Here is a 16,225-nt window from a genome sequence, read left to right as displayed (position 1 = left end):
TTTAAATTAATGCATCAATTACTGCCTTGGCTTCATCCCAGTCTGCTTTATTACGTTCATAAGCCATTTTTCCTGCAGGCGTAATTGTATAATAACGCCTTCTAGCCCCGGTTGTTTCATCTCCCCAATAAGATATAATATAGCCCATTTGTTCTAGTCTTCTAAAAGCGCTATATAAAGTAGCTTCCTTTAACTCATATTGGTTATCGGTTTTATCTAATATACTTTTGTTAATTTCATAGCCATAGCTATCTTTTAGCATCAGTTGTGCTAAAATAATCGTTTCTGTATGTCCTCTAATTAAATCAGATGTAATTGACAAATGCCTTCTCCTTTCCTGTCTTTTTTATTTGAATTTTTTATATTTTACATATAATATATTCTTATATACCTCGCCTGTCAAGGTATATTCTTAAAAAAAGTATATAAAACTGCAAAAGGGCTCTTCCTTACTTTTAATTGAAGTAAGGAAGAGCCCTTCTCGTTTTAAATCTCTGTATAGGTTTTTTTAAATATTTCTTGTTCAATGATGTAAACATCATTTGTATCTGTTTCACTAATAGCTAAATAGTCACCTACATGCCCGTATTTATACTTATCTGGTGAATAAACTGTAAACACCTTTACTGCCTTTTCTAGAGGTCTTGCATAAATCGTATTATCACCCTTCATAATACATTTTTTAGTATAGCTTTCTAAATAAAGTACCTTTCCTGTGTTTTGTTTTCTAATTCTAGGAAAGTATTCTATTTTAACATCAAAGGGTTCTTCTAGAATTTTATAATTCGTGCCAAAACGTTCCTCATTCATTAAAGAAATAGAACCTTCACGATCTATAATTAAGATATCAGATGCTTTAACAATGCGTTCAATATCTGACTCTAAACTCCTAATAATAATAGGCTCACCTTCAGGTAAAACCTCACTTAATCTAACAAACCCTATAGGTATAGGAATCTTTTTATAATGTCTTAACTTGCTTAAATCTATTTGCATTTTACCTGCATCTACTACCTCAAAGGATTGATAATAAGCTGTTAATTTTCTTAAGAAGTACTCATCATAGTTAAGATGTCCATAAAGCTCGTTAAATTTACTTTTACTAATAAACCCTGCAGCTCTTTCTACATGTCCTCCTCCATTACCTAAGTCACCTGCTAAATAGGCTGCTAATTCATTGGCCATCACTTCTTTTACACAACTTCTTACAGAAAATTTAATGCCTTCATTTGCTTCATTATATACAATACACACATTAACACTATCTACTTGAAGAGCAAAATCACTGATAAGCCCTAAAATATTTGGATCGCACTCTTGTGCTTTTACCATTACATATTTATGTGCATCATTGTAAGAATGACGAATAAGCGCCATTCCTGCAATCTCTAATTCTCTTAAAGTAAGTACCGCATTTCTAAGGCGTCTTAATAGCTGCTTGTCATATTTTAAGCTATCACGCATGTCTTTATCTAACGGGTGGCTTATTTCAATAAAAGAACTGCTATCTGTAAAAAGACCATAATATAGGGCCATAGATACATCTGGATGTTCATTAACATCATATCCTGCTTCACACAGCATATCCCATACAACAGTAGCTGAACTCGCTAAATAATTTCTAATTTCTTGTAACTTAATAGCCGGTACTTCTTGTACATGATGATCAATAATAGCTACATGCTGCGCTTCAAGATGTCTCACATTACCAGCCCCATACTGACAATCTACTGTAATTAGTAACCCTTCTACCTTTAGTTCTTCTATGTATTCAATTGGAATACGTAGTGCTTCTATAAACATCACAATATTAGGCTTAGTAATCAATAAATTACCGCTATATACTAACCTGACTTCTTTCCCTTTGCTTTCAAAATATTTATATAAAGCATATCCTGCTGCAATAGTATCTGGATCTGGATTATCATGGCACTGAATAATGATTTGATTATAGACTTCTAATTCTGCTAATCTCATGTGGTCTCCCCCTACTAATTGTTCTTGTATTATATTAGCATAGCTTGAGAATGGGTGTCATCCTAAAAAATAAACTAATATTTGCATATCTTTATATATTTGACTATAATAGACATTATATTATTAACTTTTGTGAACTATTTCACATATTCATATTGGAGGTCCTATTCATGTCAGACAATCTCGAGAGACTCACTTTAGATGATGTGCTTACAGCTAGAGAACGTATTAAATCAACTTGTATACATACTAGTCTTATTCGTAGCTATGAACTTAGTAAGGAATTTCATAATGATGTTTATTTAAAGCCAGAGAACTTACAAGTAACGGGTGCTTTTAAAATTCGTGGTGCTCTTAATAAAATTAAAACCCTTTCTGATGAAGAAAAAAAACGTGGCCTTATTGCTTCTTCTGCTGGTAATCATGCTCAAGGTGTTGCTTATTCTGGTCATGCCCTTGGAATAGATGTTACCATCGTTATGCCAGAAACCACTCCACTTATTAAAGTACAAGCTACTAAAAACTGGGGAGCTCATGTTGTATTAGCAGGACAAGTTTATGATGAAGCTTACGAAACAGCTAAAAAGTTAGAGCAAGAAAATGGGTATACCTTTATCCATCCCTTCAATGATAAGGAAGTTATGGCTGGTCAAGGGACTATTGCTCTTGAAATTTTAGAGGACATGCCAGATACAGATGTTATTTTAGTACCTGTTGGAGGTGGTGGTCTTATAAGTGGTATTGCTATAGCAGCTAAAGCCATTAACCCAAATGTTAAAGTCATTGGTGTAGAATCTACAGGTGCACAAGCGATGAGATTATCTTTAGATGAAGGCCATCCTGTTTCTCTAGATCAAGTAGACAGTATTGCTGATGGTGCTGCTGTTAAAAGTGTTGGAAACCTAACCTTTGACTACGTTAAAGAATATGTAGATGATATCATCACCTTAGATGATGAAGATCTAATTGAAGCCATCTTCTTATTAGTAGAAAAACATAAAATTGTAGCTGAAGCCACTGGTGCTTTATCTATTGCTGCTCTTAAGAAACTTCATCTAAGAAATAAAAAGGTTGTTTCCGTTATTAGCGGTGGTAATATCGATGTCCTTACTATGTCTTCATTACTAGACCGTGGTCTTTATTCACGCGGTAGACTATTTTGCTTTTCTGTTAAACTTAAAGATACACCTGGACAATTAGTTAAAATTGCAAATATCCTTGCCCGCGTAGGCGCAAACGTTGTTAAACTAGATCATAACCAATTTAAAGCTTTAGACCGTTTACGTCATGTAGCACTAGAAGTAACTGTTGAAACGAATGGACATGACCATATTCAAGAAGTGAAAAAAGCCTTAGAAGCAGAAGGCTATATGATTGAAGTCATTTACTAAAAAAGTGGCTAGTAAAGCCGGCACTTTCCTAGTCAACTAAAAAGAGTAGCAAAGGTATTCCCTTTGCTACTCTTTTTAGTTGATATCAGACCTTAAAGTCTAATCACTTCTACTTTATAACCATCTGGGTCTGTTACAAAATAATATTTAGGTGCTTCCCCTGGAAGTCCTTTAAGTGGTGTTACTTCATAACCCATAGTTTGGTGTCTTTCATGACTTGCTTCCAGATCTTCTACTCCTACAGCAATATGACTAAAACCATTTCCTAATTCGTAAGGTTTTTCTGGATTATAATTATAAGTAAGCTCTAATTCATATCCACCTTCTTGGTCAGATAAATATACTAAAGTAAATTCATGTTCTTTAAAATCTTTTCTTCTCGTTTCGATTAAACCAAGTGCTTCTTTATAAAAAGCTAGTGATTTTTCTAAATCCATTACTCTAATACAAGTGTGTAACATTTTCATCAGTATTCTCCTCATTCATCTAGTCTATTTTATGCATAGTTTATTCTACCACAGATTCTCACATAAGTACTAGTCTGCTTTTATTGACTCAAATAAAAGCTTAATGCCTTTTAAAACCTTAGGCATTTTACTACACCCTTATGGCCTTCTATATACACAAGTTTACTTAAATATTAATTTCTAATATCACAGGGCAATGGTCAGAACCGAGTATTTCTGCATCAATAGCAGCCCCTACTAACTTACCTTTTAAAACCTCTGAAGCTAAGAAATAATCTATTCTCCATCCTGTGTTTTTTTCTCTTGCTTTAAAACGATAACTCCACCAGCTATAAGCGCCTTCTAAATCAGGATAAAAATAGCGGAAGGTATCTATAAATCCTGCTTCTAATAATTCTCCGAATTTACCTCTTTCCTCATCACTAAAACCAGCATTTCCTCTATTCGTTTTTGGATTTTTAAGGTCAATTTCTTTATGTGCCACATTAAGATCCCCACAAATAATGACTGGTTTGTTTTCTTCTAATTTCTTAAGATAAACTTTAAAAGCATCCTCCCATGCCATACGATAATCAATTCTAGCTAGCTCATTTTGTGCATTAGGTGTATATACGGTAACCACATAAGCTTCTTCAAACTCAGCTGTAATAACACGTCCTTCAGTATCATGTTCAGCTATACCCAAACCATAGCTGACACTAAGTGGCTCCTTTTTAGAAAAAAGTGCTGTTCCTGAATAACCTTTTTTCTGGGCATAATTCCAGTACTGATAATAACCTGGCAGTTCTATTTCTACTTGTCCCTCTTGACATTTCGTTTCTTGAATACAAAACACATCTGCATCAACTGCTTTAAAATAATCTAAAAATCCTTTTGTTAAAACGGCTCTAACGCCATTCACATTCCATGATACACATTTCATTCTTGCCATCCTCCATCTTTTATCTTTTGTTTTTTATTTTATTCTTTACATACATCTACCCATTCACCTTCGGTGATTTCTGCTAATTCATGAAGTGACATCTTCACCACTGCATGAGGGCTTCCTGCTGCTGGATAAACTTCCTCTGACTGTTTAAGACTCTCATCTAAATAGATTTTTACTTGTTTAGGTAATCCAAATGGACAAACGCCACCTACTGGATGTCCTGTTTTTTCTAAAGTTTCTTCATAGCTCATCATCTTAGCTTTTGTGTGAAAAGTATCTTTAAATTTTCTATTATCTATTTTGGCCGTTCCACAAGCAACAATAACGATATCTTCATCATTTACATTAAACGCTAAAGTTTTAGCAATTTGCATCTCTGTAGTTTTGAGAGCTTCTGCCGCCAAGCTCACTGTAGCACTACTTTCTTCTAACAAAACAATTTGATGACTGACTTGCTTTTCCTTAAAAAAAGCTTCTACTGCTTCTATACTCATTTGTATCATCTCCTTTTTGTCCTATCTCATTACTTTTTCCTGTTCTTATTATTTTTAATGACTTTTACTTTTTTATCTCTCTTTATACCTATTTCTATAGAAAATTATTGGCAAAGTACTCAATTTGCTCACTTTTTACGGCTAAGTTTAAATTTTGTCCTGCATCAAAACCTGCTGTAATAATTCCTATAAGCCTTCCATACATATCCAGTAGTGCTCCTCCTGAACTACCATTAGAAATAGGCGCTGTAAACTGAATCATAGACATATCTTGAATTTCTCTAAAAGCTGAGATGATACCATCCGATACTGTATTAAATAAACCTAACGGACTTCCTATAGCCACTACTTTTTGTCCTCTTACTAAGTGTTCTCCTCTGTATAGAGGTAAAGGCTTACAACGCTTTTCTACTTTGATTAAAGCTAAGTCATAATTGGGATGATATTTTACAATTCGTGAAGTCACATAAGACTGCTCTTCATTCTCAAATTGTACTTCAAAATGACAACCGTCTCTTACAACGTGAAAATTAGTCAATATATATCCCTCTTCATGGATAACCACTCCTGATCCCCCTTTGAAAGCTCTTCGTTGCCCATCTAACACTGTAATCATCACAATAGAAGTAGAAAGCTGTGCTAATTCTTCATAGCTTAATTCTCTAAGTATCCCAGTATTATTTCCTATAGAAGTAGTTACTGTGCTGCTTACTAAAGGTGCTTGATGATTAGGTACTATTGGCCTTGATGGTTCTGCTGAATGATTACTTTTTGGTGGCACACTTCTTGATGGCATTGCCGATGAAGGTACTCTAGGTGTTTGCCTCTGTATACCATTGCCCACACTGCCTTTATGACTACCTCCTAGATTAATAGAACCTCTTCTTGCGCCGCTTTCTTTAATTGTGGTGTTTTGCTGAGGAGGTCTTTGTATCGATATACTTTGAATAGGTGCCGTGACTACTTCTGATGGTTTTACTATTTGCTTTTTATAAGTTTCAAAAGGAACTAGAGTGGCGGGTACTTGCGCCTTTATAGGATAGCGATATACCTGTGATGTCCTCAGTACTTCTTCATACGCTGCCAAGCAATCCTCTTGTGGATTCATATAAAGTACATCACAGCCCATTAAAAATAAAAAATATAAGAATAAGTATTCTTGCCTTTTAATGGGCCCTACATAAACTACTTTTCCTAATTGTCCTCTTTCTTTAGTTACTAATAAAGGAAGATAAGCTGCAATCCAGCTTAGTAATTTAACTGCAAAATTCTTAGTGGTAGATGCATTAGCATGGGGCATATAGCGCTCATACATATGTAGGACTTCTTTAAAAGCACATTTTTTAGTCCATTCTAATGTATCTGATGTAAGCTCGGCTGGAAAAGGTAACCTGAATTGTTCTTCTGGCTTTGCATCTTTAATCTTTAACCACTCTTCATAAGCTTGAATATAACCCTCTGTTTCCTGTGGTGATAGACTATATTTTAATTCTTCTAAGCGCAAATAAACTGTATCTTTTGCTTTTAACAAAAAATAATCATCTAACCTTTTCACTTGTTGTGAAAATATTTCGTCTGTTTTTTCTACCCCAATGGCTCTTATAAAGAAGGCATTTCTTGTTAAACTGCCAGCCTCTTCTTTGGTTAGCTCATGCTTTATGAAGTCCTCTATAGGATTTTCACACGTTAGGCGAACTACTTTTAATGGCTTAGTCGTAAAAATCATTTTCTCCTTCTCCCCCCAACTCTAAGAAATCTGTTTATGCTACCTATTATATATAAATATAATAATTAAATAAAGCTGTGTTTTATCTTATCAAATAATGCTATAATAAAAAGTAATTAATATTTTATACAAAAAGGAGTGTATTACTATTGGGATAACGGCAGCAAATAACATCTTAGAAACACTTTTTGACGATTCTTCTATGCGTGAAAATAATTACTTTTGTCAGCTTATAGGCATAGCTAATGCTTCATCCTATAATGATACATTAGCTCTCATTCATCATAAATTATCTGAGCCTCATAAAGGTATTATTTTTGATAGAGAAATTCCTAAACCAAATGATCGCTCACTTATTGACGCTATTTTAAATGAACTGACACGTATGAGAATTGGTGCCTTTGCTAGTGAAGATATTAATCTCACTTCGTCACAAACACTTAATGCAAAGATTAGACAGGCTCTAGACCCTGTTATTGCACTAGCCATACAAAAAGAGCGTTTTGCTAATGAAACTATCCGCAATAACTTTATTGCAAAACTAATGATTTGGTGTAATGTTTATGTCGATGAGCTAGACTTTTCCGGCAAAGAGCCTCCAAAATGTTTATTTTATGGTTCTATTAAAAAGCATGAGTTTTACTTTTTAATGCTTCTTGCTCATATTGGCATTGATGTGCTTTATTTTAATCCAACTGGAGATACCCTCATAGATACTTTAGATGAAAATAATCTTTGTCAAAAAGTCATCTTAGGTCCTACCACACAGCAAATCTTGCCACTTATGGAACATGTAGAAAAAGGAGTTGTCGTTGAAAAAGTAACTACTTTTGCACGTAAAGCAACTAATGAGCTTGAGCAAACCCTATATAATGATACAGGTATCTATAAGCCTTGGCAGTTCTCTGATGGTACCACACGCCCCATTATTATGGACTCTGTTATTGAAGATACGCTTACTTACTGGAATGAACCAGCACGTCTTAGACCTGGCTTTAAGACTTCACAAAAAACAGTTTATACCCCTATTTTCTTCAGTAAAATAAGCGGTGTTTATAATGATCATAATGAATACTTTTCTTTGGTAGATAAACTTAAATCAGCTAATAAATGTGTATTTTACGAGACCACTCAGCTTACCTCTGTAGGCTATGGTCAAACTAGAAGTATTCAGTATCATAATATGCAAGGCCAAGGTATCCCTCAAAACACAGCTCAGTACAATCAACAGGATTTATATTCTTTAGCTTTTTGTTTAAATCCTGACAAGACTATTAATCGCACCACAGTTAAAGAACATGTACTCTATAAAAAATTATTAACTTTAAGAGGTGAAATCCAAGAATTCATTTTAGCTAAACTAGAAGAAGTATTTTCACCTAGCAATACGGCTTTCTTTAACTTTCCTATCACGGATAAAGAAAGGCTAAGACTCATGGCCGCTATTTTCACAGCTGAAGACAGTCTTTTGAATCTTATCGATGGTTATGACTTTACAGCGGATGTGCCAAAGGTCATCTTGTATCTTAACTCAAGAGATACTTTTAATACAGACGATGCCATGTTACTAGGATTATTACGTACCATAGGTCTAGATATTGTCATCTTATCACCTAATGGTGCCAATAATATAGAGCTTGTTATTTCTGATAAATTCATTAATCAAATCAAGCTTGAAGAATTTGTTTATGATTTACCCCTTAAAGCACCTGCTAAAAAGGGATCATTCTTTAGTAAATTATTTAGGTAAAAGGAGTGTTTGTACATGGGAATTTCATTAAATCAAGGAGCAGGTAGTGCGCCAGTTCCTACCTTAGAAGCAACCGTTCTAGGTGGTGTTAATCTAGAAAAAGCAGATGCTAATACACAGCTTGTTCCTGTTCAAGAAGCTGAGGTAGTAGCTTTCACACAATCTTATAAAGAAAAACTTCGCCAGCTTCCTGAAGTTGAAAAATTAACCGAGGAAATTCATGTAGATGATATGAATAGTATTCTTGTATTTGGTCAGGAAGCTTCTACTGGTATTTCTAAAATCTCTGATAATCTACTTTCTACAATGAAAGCTGTTAAAGCTGAAGAAGCTGGGGAAATGATTCAGCAGCTTACAAAAGTTATGGATAAATTCGATATTAAAGAATTAGAAGATATCAAAGAACCATCTGCACTTCAAAAACTCTTTAACAAAGCTAAAAACTCCGTAGAAGCTCTTTTCCAAAAATATGAGAATATGGGTACAGAAGTTGATAAAATATATGTCATTCTTAAAAAATACGAATTACAAATTCAAAATTCTAATGTAAGTCTTAAACAAATGTATGAAGGTAACATTGCTTACTACCAACAACTTGAAAAATACATCGTAGCTGGTGAAATGGGACTTGAGGAATTAGATACAAAACTTATCCCTCAATATGAACAAGAAGCTATGGCTTCTGGTGACCGTATGGCTATGACTACAGTAGAAACACTTAAACGTACGCGTGAAATGTTAGAGCAACGTGTTTATGATCTTCAAATTGCTGAAAACATTGCGCTTCAAACGATTCCAATGATTCAAGGTATTCAGTACAGTAACTTTAATTTAACACGTAAAATTAATTCTGCTTTTATTATCACACTTCCAATCTTTAAACAATGCTTAGCTCAAGCTGTTCTTCTTAAACGTCAAGAACTTCAAGCTAAGAGTCTTAAAGCGCTTGATGATAAAACAAATGAATTATTACTTAGAAATGCTCAAAATATGGCTACTCAAACAACAGCTATTGCAAAAATGGCTGGTAGTAGCTCTGTTCAAATGGAAACGCTTGAAAAGACCTGGCAAACTATTGTTCAAGGTATTGAACAAACCAAACAAATCGAAGATGAAAATCATCGTATGCGTCAAGAAAATAGCATGAAGCTAGAACGTATGAAACAAGACATGCTAGCTCCAAAAAAATAATAAGCATGCATTCTTTAAGAAATAGAGGACTCTCCTCCATAGAACAAACATGCTAAACAGTAAAAAGTCATCTTACAGGTAAATACCTGTTAAGATGACTTTTTACTGTTTATTATTTAAGTTAATAACTTTCATGACTTAAAAATCTCTCTTCGAGACCTCTCTAGGCCACGAAAGTAATATCTTTCTAGAAATCTTTAAATCTTTATCTTGTGGAAAATATAAATCACAGAAGAAATTATGATAATTTGCAGTCCAAACGTATTTATCCCAAACTCTTATATTTTCTTTATGAATAAGTAACATTTCTTCAAGCTTTTCCTTATGGCACAGCAATAACTCATGTTTTATTCTTTCAAACTCATACTCATTGTTGCATTCTTTATAATAGCGAAAAATAGTATTTAAATAGTTCAAAAACCATCGTCCATCTGTATCAATTAAGATTTTATTTTGTTGTGGCATGGTATCATAGTAGTTAATATAGCTTTGCAAACGTTCAACTGTTCTATCATCTAAAATAATTCTTGGATAACACGCTAGTTCACTCTCTGTATGATGAGCATCCAGAAGAGCTGGCCCAAAAACTATATCTTCATTAATATAAAAGTCCCCTACACTTATGCCACCTCTAACAAACAATCCTTCTAATGCTAAATTAAATTGATATTCTGATACATTATCTAGAATCTCATCTATTTCTACTTCCCCATCGTCTTTAATCGGATAAGCAACTACCATATTATCTGTAAAAATTTTTATTTTTCCCTGACTATACTTGTTAGGAATAATACACTGCTTATTCTTATTAATAAGATAGTTCATCTCTCTAAGTAGTTTATCTCCAGATCCATTCTTACAAGAATCTACTATCATTTGTGAAAAGCCTAATATATCTATTGCACATACAACAGAATTAACCAATGTGGGATTATCTTGATCATATTTATGTTTAGTCATCTTAACACATCCTTACCTATTGCAGTATCTCTATTTTATCTACTGATTAAATTATTAGAAGCTTTTGCCTCTGTCTTCCCTATTTTATCTTATGTACTTAAACTTAACAAGTTATCCCCCCTACTATTTCTGCTTATCCTAATTGATCTTTTCTATAACTTATTTTATGTCTTACATCATGCTATAATAATAATATATACTTTATAATTACACGGAGAATTAATATGCAATTAATCATAAATGATAAAGAAATCATTTTTAATACTCAATATGGCAAGAGAAAAAAAATGGTGCTAGAAATTTCACCTGAGGGACATATTACTATTAAAGTTCCATCTAAAACCCCTGAAAATGAAATCATAGCTTTTATAAAAGCTAATGCTAAATCTATTTTTGCTTTTCAAGATCGCCTAGAAAATAGAAAATATATTTCTAGCAAGAAAAATTATACTGAAGATGAGACTTTTTTATTCCAAGGAAAGGCCTGTCAATTAGGAGAGTTACTAGAAACTATTCCTGAAACAGAAGAAGAAATACAGCTTCTTTTAAAGAAATTTTATATAACACAAACCAAAGTAATTGTTAAAAAGAGAGTTAAGCACTTTGAAAAACTCATTGGTGTAAATGCTAAAAGTATTACCGTTGTAGATTCACCTTGTTCTTGGGGCACTTGTAATAGCTATAAGGAACTGACTTTTAATTATAGACTTTCAATGGCGCCACTTCAGGTCATTGACTAAGTGGTAATCCACGAACTTTGTCATATCCATCATCTCAATCACGATCGTTCTTTTTGGAGAAAAGTAGGTGCTTATGACCCTCACTTTAAAGAACACCAAGATTATCTAGCACGTTTTGGCGGCGTAATGACCATATAGTAAAGAACCTAACAAGTACTTAGCTTGTTAGGTTCTTTACTATAATGATCTATCGTATTAATGTGTCATTTTCTTATTTAAATAAATAGGTCTTATAAAGCAGCCATGTCTGTTCTTCCCACTTATAAATACTTACATTATCAAAATTGCAATCAAAATCACATGAATATTTTTGAATTTACGCCCATACTTTTTCATATAAAGGTTGTAACTTTTTAGATGCCACTGTTACATGAAAGAGTAATCTACCACCTACTGCTTCCTGCTTACTCCTTACCCTCTATACTAGTGCCACTATTAAATAGCATGAGCTCCTTTAAGCTAATATGTCTATTACGAAAACGTTCTTTACCTACTGTACCTTTTTTCCATTCTATAGCTACTTGAGGACAGGCATGAATGCATGCTAAACAATGCTCGCAATGATGCTGAAATTGTATTTCTGCTTTCTCTACAATAATATTCTCTACCGGACATACCTTACTACAAGTTCCGCAATGATTACACTGATTAGAGACGGTAAAGTACTGGTCACAATTTTTTTCTTTAGCAGGAAAAAATTTATATATTATCTTATTAATGAATGTATAGGATTCCACCTTTATGGTTTGATTGCTTTTAACAGCTTCTATAATAGGTTTTAATTGAGCATTTACCTTATTTTCCATTCCCTGAGTATCATTCACCTTATAACTAGGAATATAGTTTTCTACGGCTTTAAGTTTTTTACTATAACTTAAGTGCTGCCCCTTTTGTATTAATAACTTTTCTACTGCTCCACATATTCCCTTTACAGCTCCTCCATAAGTTGCTACAGCAAATATGTAGGGATTCTGACTTGTAATAGTTAGCTCTGAAATAAAGCGTTCTACTTGATAAGGTAATCCCCAGTAATAGGTTGGAAATACAAACCCAATCACTTCATCAACGCAGTTTATATTACCATTTTTCATCGGCAATACTTGCCCTCCTATGGCCTCCCCTATTTGTTTTGCTACATATAAACTATTGCCTGTTGCTGAAAAGCAATAAATAACTGCCATCTATATTCCCCCTTAAATTTTCCTTCAATGACTTATTGATTATCCTTTATATTATATTACACTTGTATGTATTTTCTGTAAAATAAAAGTAACCTAGCATAACTCCTAGAGTTAATTGACTAAGTTACTTGATGTAATTGTTTCTTCCTTTATCAAATTATATGGTAATACGACGTTGATATTGTCTTACTACACAAGATAACGCAAAATTAATAACAAAATAGGTTAGTGCCACAAAACCATAAAGCATTATAATTTGGCCAAAACCTCTTAAGCTTCCTAATACAACATTACTATTTCGAGTAAATTCAGCAATATCCACAACCTTTAAGAAAGAGGTATCTTTGATAATTGTAATAACCTGTGAAAGGAGAGCTGGAATAATACTCTTAAAGGTCTGTGGTAATATAATATAAATTAAAGTTTGAGCAAAATTAAAGCCTTGAGAAGCTGCTCCCTCAAATTGTCCCTTTGGAATAGAATTAAGTCCTCCTCTTACAATCTCCGCAACAACTGCTGAAGTAAATAAAGTAAAAGAAAAGATTCCTAAAGGAATAGGATCTCCTGGAATAGTAAACCTAATCCATAAAATCCAAAGAATATTAGGTGTACATCTAAAAATCTCAATATAAATAGCTGCAAGCGTAGCAAATGGAGATAACACGCCCTTGCAGTAATTTCTCATAAGCGCTAAGATGGTCCCAAATATAATACTTAATATAATAGTTCCTAATGCAATTAACAGCGTCAACTTTAAGCCATCTAGCATAAAAAGAATATTTTCACTTGTAAAAATCTCACTCATTAGGCCACCTCCGTTTTCACTGTTTGACCAGGATGTTTTGGCTTAGGTGGTTCTTTAGCTTTACGCTCTAAGTATCTTGCCAAAGATGCTAATGGGAAACAAATGATAAAGTACATAGCTGCACAAACCAGATATCCTTGTGTGTAATGTCCTCCCGAACTACTTGCCCAAGAATCTGCAAAATACATTAAATCAAGCCCTGCTACCATTGCTAATACTGAAGTATTTTTAACTAAGTTTAAAGCTTGATTAGCAAGCGGTGGCATAATGATTTTTATCGTCTGTGGCAAAATAATATATCTCATCGCTTGAATATAAGAAAAGCCCTGAGAGTTAGCAGCTTCTAATTGTCCTTTAGGAACAGCTTCTATACCTGTTCGAATAACTTCTGCTACATAAGCACCATGATAAATACCTACTCCCATGACACCTAATAAAAATTTATCTACGCGTCCCCCTATTAAGTAGGGTAAACAGCTGTAATAAAAGAAAATCTGTATAACTAAAGGTGTATTTTGAAAAATTTCTATATACACTCTAGCAATCAATTTAAGTGGCTTTCTCTTAGTAGAATACAGTACACCAAAAAGAATCCCAAGCATAATGGCTACTAACAAGCCCACTATAGATACTCTTAAAGTCATACTAAAGCCTTGTAAATATAAGTCAAACTCTTCAAATAAATCCATCCACCATTTTAGATTAAATAAACCTTTCATAGCAACTCCATCACCTTCCTTGATACTCCATATTCGGTTCTGCCTATACCCTAAAATAAGGATTCAAAGGCGAAAAGGAAGTTCTGTTCACCAATGAATCCTTGAAATTTTATTTAGCAAACTTCAAACTATTCAACACCCCAAGCTTTTAACATTTCAGCCATTTTCCCACTATCTACTAAGTCTTTTACTACACCATCAACTGTTTCTGCCAATTCTTTATTACTAAGAGCAGAAGCCACACCATAATCTTGTTCTGCGAAACGGTCTTCTAAAATCATGGTTGAATCATCGCTATAACCAGCTAAAATCGCACGGTCTACAGCAAATACATCAATATTTTTAGTAGAAAGGGCTGTACTTAAAGCTGGATAACCATCAAATTCTTCAAAAACAGGTGTTACATTAATACCTGTTTCTTTGATATAAGCTTCAAACCCATCTTTAGTGATAGAACCTTGAGAAACACCTATAATCTTGCCATCTAGATCATTAATAGATTGAATTCCAGAATCTTTTAGTACCATTAAACCTACTGCATCTGTATAGTAAGGTGTTGAGAAGTTCCAAGACTCCTTACGTTCCTCTGTAACAGTAAAGGTAGCAATAACTAAATCAATTTCTCCACTATCTAATAACCCACCTCTTGTTTTAGCAGTAACACCTTGGAAAGCTACTAATTTCTTTTCTTTCGCTTCAGCTGCAGTGCAATCAAAAATCTTACCTGCTATTTCATAAGCTAAATCAATTTCAACACCTTCATATTCTCCTGTCGCTGTATTTTGAAGTCCAAAACTAGGTACATCTATTTTACACCCTACTTTAAGTACACCTGCATCTTTAATTTTTTGAATGCCACCTGTTGCACTTCCACCAGCTTCCGATGTCCCTGTTTTAGTACAACCTCCTAAAACACCTAGCATGGTTACTGCTAATAATGTTGCCATTATTTTTTTAATTCCTTTTTTCATATCATCAACTCCTTATTTAGGTTTTATTTATTTCATAATGCTTAAAATATTTCTTATGTACTTTATACCAACCTTCTTAACGTAATATTTTACTTAGGAATAGTTTGGTACGCTCATTTTCTGGATTTTCGAAGAAATGCTCTGGTGAACCACTTTCTACAATAGAACCATCGTCCATAAAAATGACACGATCTGCCACTTGTCTTGCAAAACCCATTTCATGTGTTACACAAACCATCGTAATATTTTCTTCAGATAACTTAATCATAACATCTAATACTTCTTGCACCATCTCTGGATCCAGAGCACTAGTAGGTTCATCAAATAAAATGATTCTTTGTTTTGTAGCAAGTGCCCTTGCAATAGCAACTCTTTGTTGCTGTCCTCCTGATAAGTTTTGAGGATAGGCATCCTTTTTCTCCAAAAGGCCTACTCTTTCTAAATACTGAAGTGCCATTTCCTCTGCCTCTTTTTTAGGCATCTTTTGTAATTTCATAGGAGCAAGTGTAAGATTTTCTAACACTGTCATATGTGGATATAAGTTAAATTGCTGAAATACCATGGCTGAGGAGTTTCTCACAACCTGTGTTTTGTTTTTCCTTGTTAATAACTGTCCATCAATTTCTACTTGCCCTGAGGTTGGTTCTTCTAAATGATTAATACACCTAATCAGTGTACTTTTCCCACTCCCACTAGGACCAATAATAACTAGCTTCTCTCCTTCATTAACCTCTAAATCAATGTTTTTTAAAACATGATGATGACCAAAAAATTTATTAAGACCACTAATCTTTATCACATAAATCTACCTCCTTATTTAAACTTTTCTGCGTTGTTTTCTATCTAATTCCCTTATAACAAATATTACAATAATTGTAAATTTAAAAGAAAACAAAACAGCGCCACGAAGAAAATGAATTCTCGT

At 33.7% G+C, this 16,225-nt stretch carries 15 protein-coding genes and 1 pseudogene; 4 read left to right on the top strand and 12 right to left on the bottom strand.

Translation table 11 applies throughout. From position 1 onward, the window contains the following. Position 1 precedes the first annotated feature (1 nt). Positions 2-322, bottom strand: coding sequence for a PadR family transcriptional regulator (locus EKH84_RS08940; protein WP_013656281.1), 321 nt, complete (start codon positions 320-322; stop codon positions 2-4). A 164-nt stretch (positions 323-486) separates the two neighbouring features. Beyond that, the gene (locus EKH84_RS08935; protein ID WP_127066005.1) at positions 487-1,977 is read right to left on the bottom strand and encodes a DHH family phosphoesterase; all 1,491 of its coding nucleotides are present in this window, start codon (positions 1,975-1,977) and stop codon (positions 487-489) included. A 170-nt stretch (positions 1,978-2,147) separates the two neighbouring features. On the opposite strand from EKH84_RS08935, the gene ilvA reads away from it, so the two are divergent. Next, complete coding sequence (gene ilvA, locus EKH84_RS08930; protein WP_127066004.1) at positions 2,148-3,368, top strand: threonine ammonia-lyase; 1,221 nt, start codon at positions 2,148-2,150, stop codon at positions 3,366-3,368. A gap of 92 nt (positions 3,369-3,460) precedes the next feature. Here ilvA and gloA read toward each other — a convergent pair whose 3' ends face one another. From gloA to EKH84_RS22480, 4 genes are all read right to left on the bottom strand, one after another. Beyond that, a complete protein-coding gene (gloA, locus tag EKH84_RS08925) occupies positions 3,461-3,835 on the bottom strand; it encodes a lactoylglutathione lyase (RefSeq protein WP_013656277.1) in 375 nt (124 codons plus the stop codon). A 166-nt stretch (positions 3,836-4,001) separates the two neighbouring features. After that, complete coding sequence (locus EKH84_RS08920; protein WP_127066003.1) at positions 4,002-4,757, bottom strand: exodeoxyribonuclease III; 756 nt, start codon at positions 4,755-4,757, stop codon at positions 4,002-4,004. A 38-nt stretch (positions 4,758-4,795) separates the two neighbouring features. Continuing rightward, positions 4,796-5,257 (bottom strand): YbaK/EbsC family protein, encoded by a 462-nt coding sequence (locus EKH84_RS08915; RefSeq protein WP_127066002.1) that lies wholly within the window; start codon positions 5,255-5,257, stop codon positions 4,796-4,798. Between the two features lie 94 nt (positions 5,258-5,351). Beyond that, positions 5,352-6,983: a serine protease gene (locus tag EKH84_RS22480; RefSeq protein ID WP_127066001.1), complete on the bottom strand. Its 1,632-nt coding sequence runs from the start codon at positions 6,981-6,983 to the stop codon at positions 5,352-5,354. 115 nt (positions 6,984-7,098) lie between these two features. Between EKH84_RS22480 and EKH84_RS08905 the strand changes: the two genes are divergently transcribed. Then, on the top strand, positions 7,099-8,733 hold the full coding sequence (locus EKH84_RS08905) for a YceG family protein (RefSeq protein WP_330369352.1): 1,635 nt from the start codon (positions 7,099-7,101) through the stop codon (positions 8,731-8,733). Between the two features lie 15 nt (positions 8,734-8,748). Then, entirely contained in the window at positions 8,749-9,924 is a 1,176-nt protein-coding gene (locus EKH84_RS08900; RefSeq protein WP_013656272.1) for a toxic anion resistance protein, read from the top strand. A 138-nt stretch (positions 9,925-10,062) separates the two neighbouring features. Here the strand turns inward: EKH84_RS08900 and EKH84_RS08895 are convergent, their stop codons facing one another. Further along, on the bottom strand, positions 10,063-10,884 hold the full coding sequence (locus EKH84_RS08895; protein ID WP_127066000.1) for a hypothetical protein: 822 nt from the start codon (positions 10,882-10,884) through the stop codon (positions 10,063-10,065). Between the two features lie 224 nt (positions 10,885-11,108). On the opposite strand from EKH84_RS08895, the pseudogene EKH84_RS08890 reads away from it, so the two are divergent. Further along, positions 11,109-11,762: pseudogene (locus EKH84_RS08890) on the top strand (M48 family metallopeptidase). A 266-nt stretch (positions 11,763-12,028) separates the two neighbouring features. Here EKH84_RS08890 and EKH84_RS08885 read toward each other — a convergent pair. From EKH84_RS08885 to EKH84_RS08865, 5 genes are all read right to left on the bottom strand, one after another. Beyond that, the gene (locus tag EKH84_RS08885; protein ID WP_127065999.1) at positions 12,029-12,805 is read right to left on the bottom strand and encodes an EFR1 family ferrodoxin; all 777 of its coding nucleotides are present in this window, start codon (positions 12,803-12,805) and stop codon (positions 12,029-12,031) included. A gap of 157 nt (positions 12,806-12,962) precedes the next feature. Next, complete coding sequence (locus tag EKH84_RS08880; RefSeq protein ID WP_127065998.1) at positions 12,963-13,610, bottom strand: amino acid ABC transporter permease; 648 nt, start codon at positions 13,608-13,610, stop codon at positions 12,963-12,965. Beyond that, the gene (locus tag EKH84_RS08875; RefSeq protein WP_127065997.1) at positions 13,610-14,329 is read right to left on the bottom strand and encodes an amino acid ABC transporter permease; all 720 of its coding nucleotides are present in this window, start codon (positions 14,327-14,329) and stop codon (positions 13,610-13,612) included. The genes EKH84_RS08880 and EKH84_RS08875 overlap by 1 nt, the downstream gene beginning before the upstream one ends. A 128-nt stretch (positions 14,330-14,457) precedes the next feature. Continuing rightward, entirely contained in the window at positions 14,458-15,300 is an 843-nt protein-coding gene (locus tag EKH84_RS08870) for a transporter substrate-binding domain-containing protein (protein ID WP_127065996.1), read from the bottom strand. A 76-nt stretch (positions 15,301-15,376) separates the two neighbouring features. Then, positions 15,377-16,099, bottom strand: coding sequence for an amino acid ABC transporter ATP-binding protein (locus EKH84_RS08865; RefSeq protein ID WP_013656263.1), 723 nt, complete (start codon positions 16,097-16,099; stop codon positions 15,377-15,379). Positions 16,100-16,225: the final 126 nt, after the last annotated feature.

The organism is Cellulosilyticum sp. WCF-2 (genome assembly GCF_003990395.1).
Lineage (GTDB): Bacteria > Bacillota > Clostridia > Lachnospirales > Cellulosilyticaceae > Cellulosilyticum > Cellulosilyticum lentocellum.
This window is presented reverse-complemented; position numbering and strand designations above follow the sequence as displayed.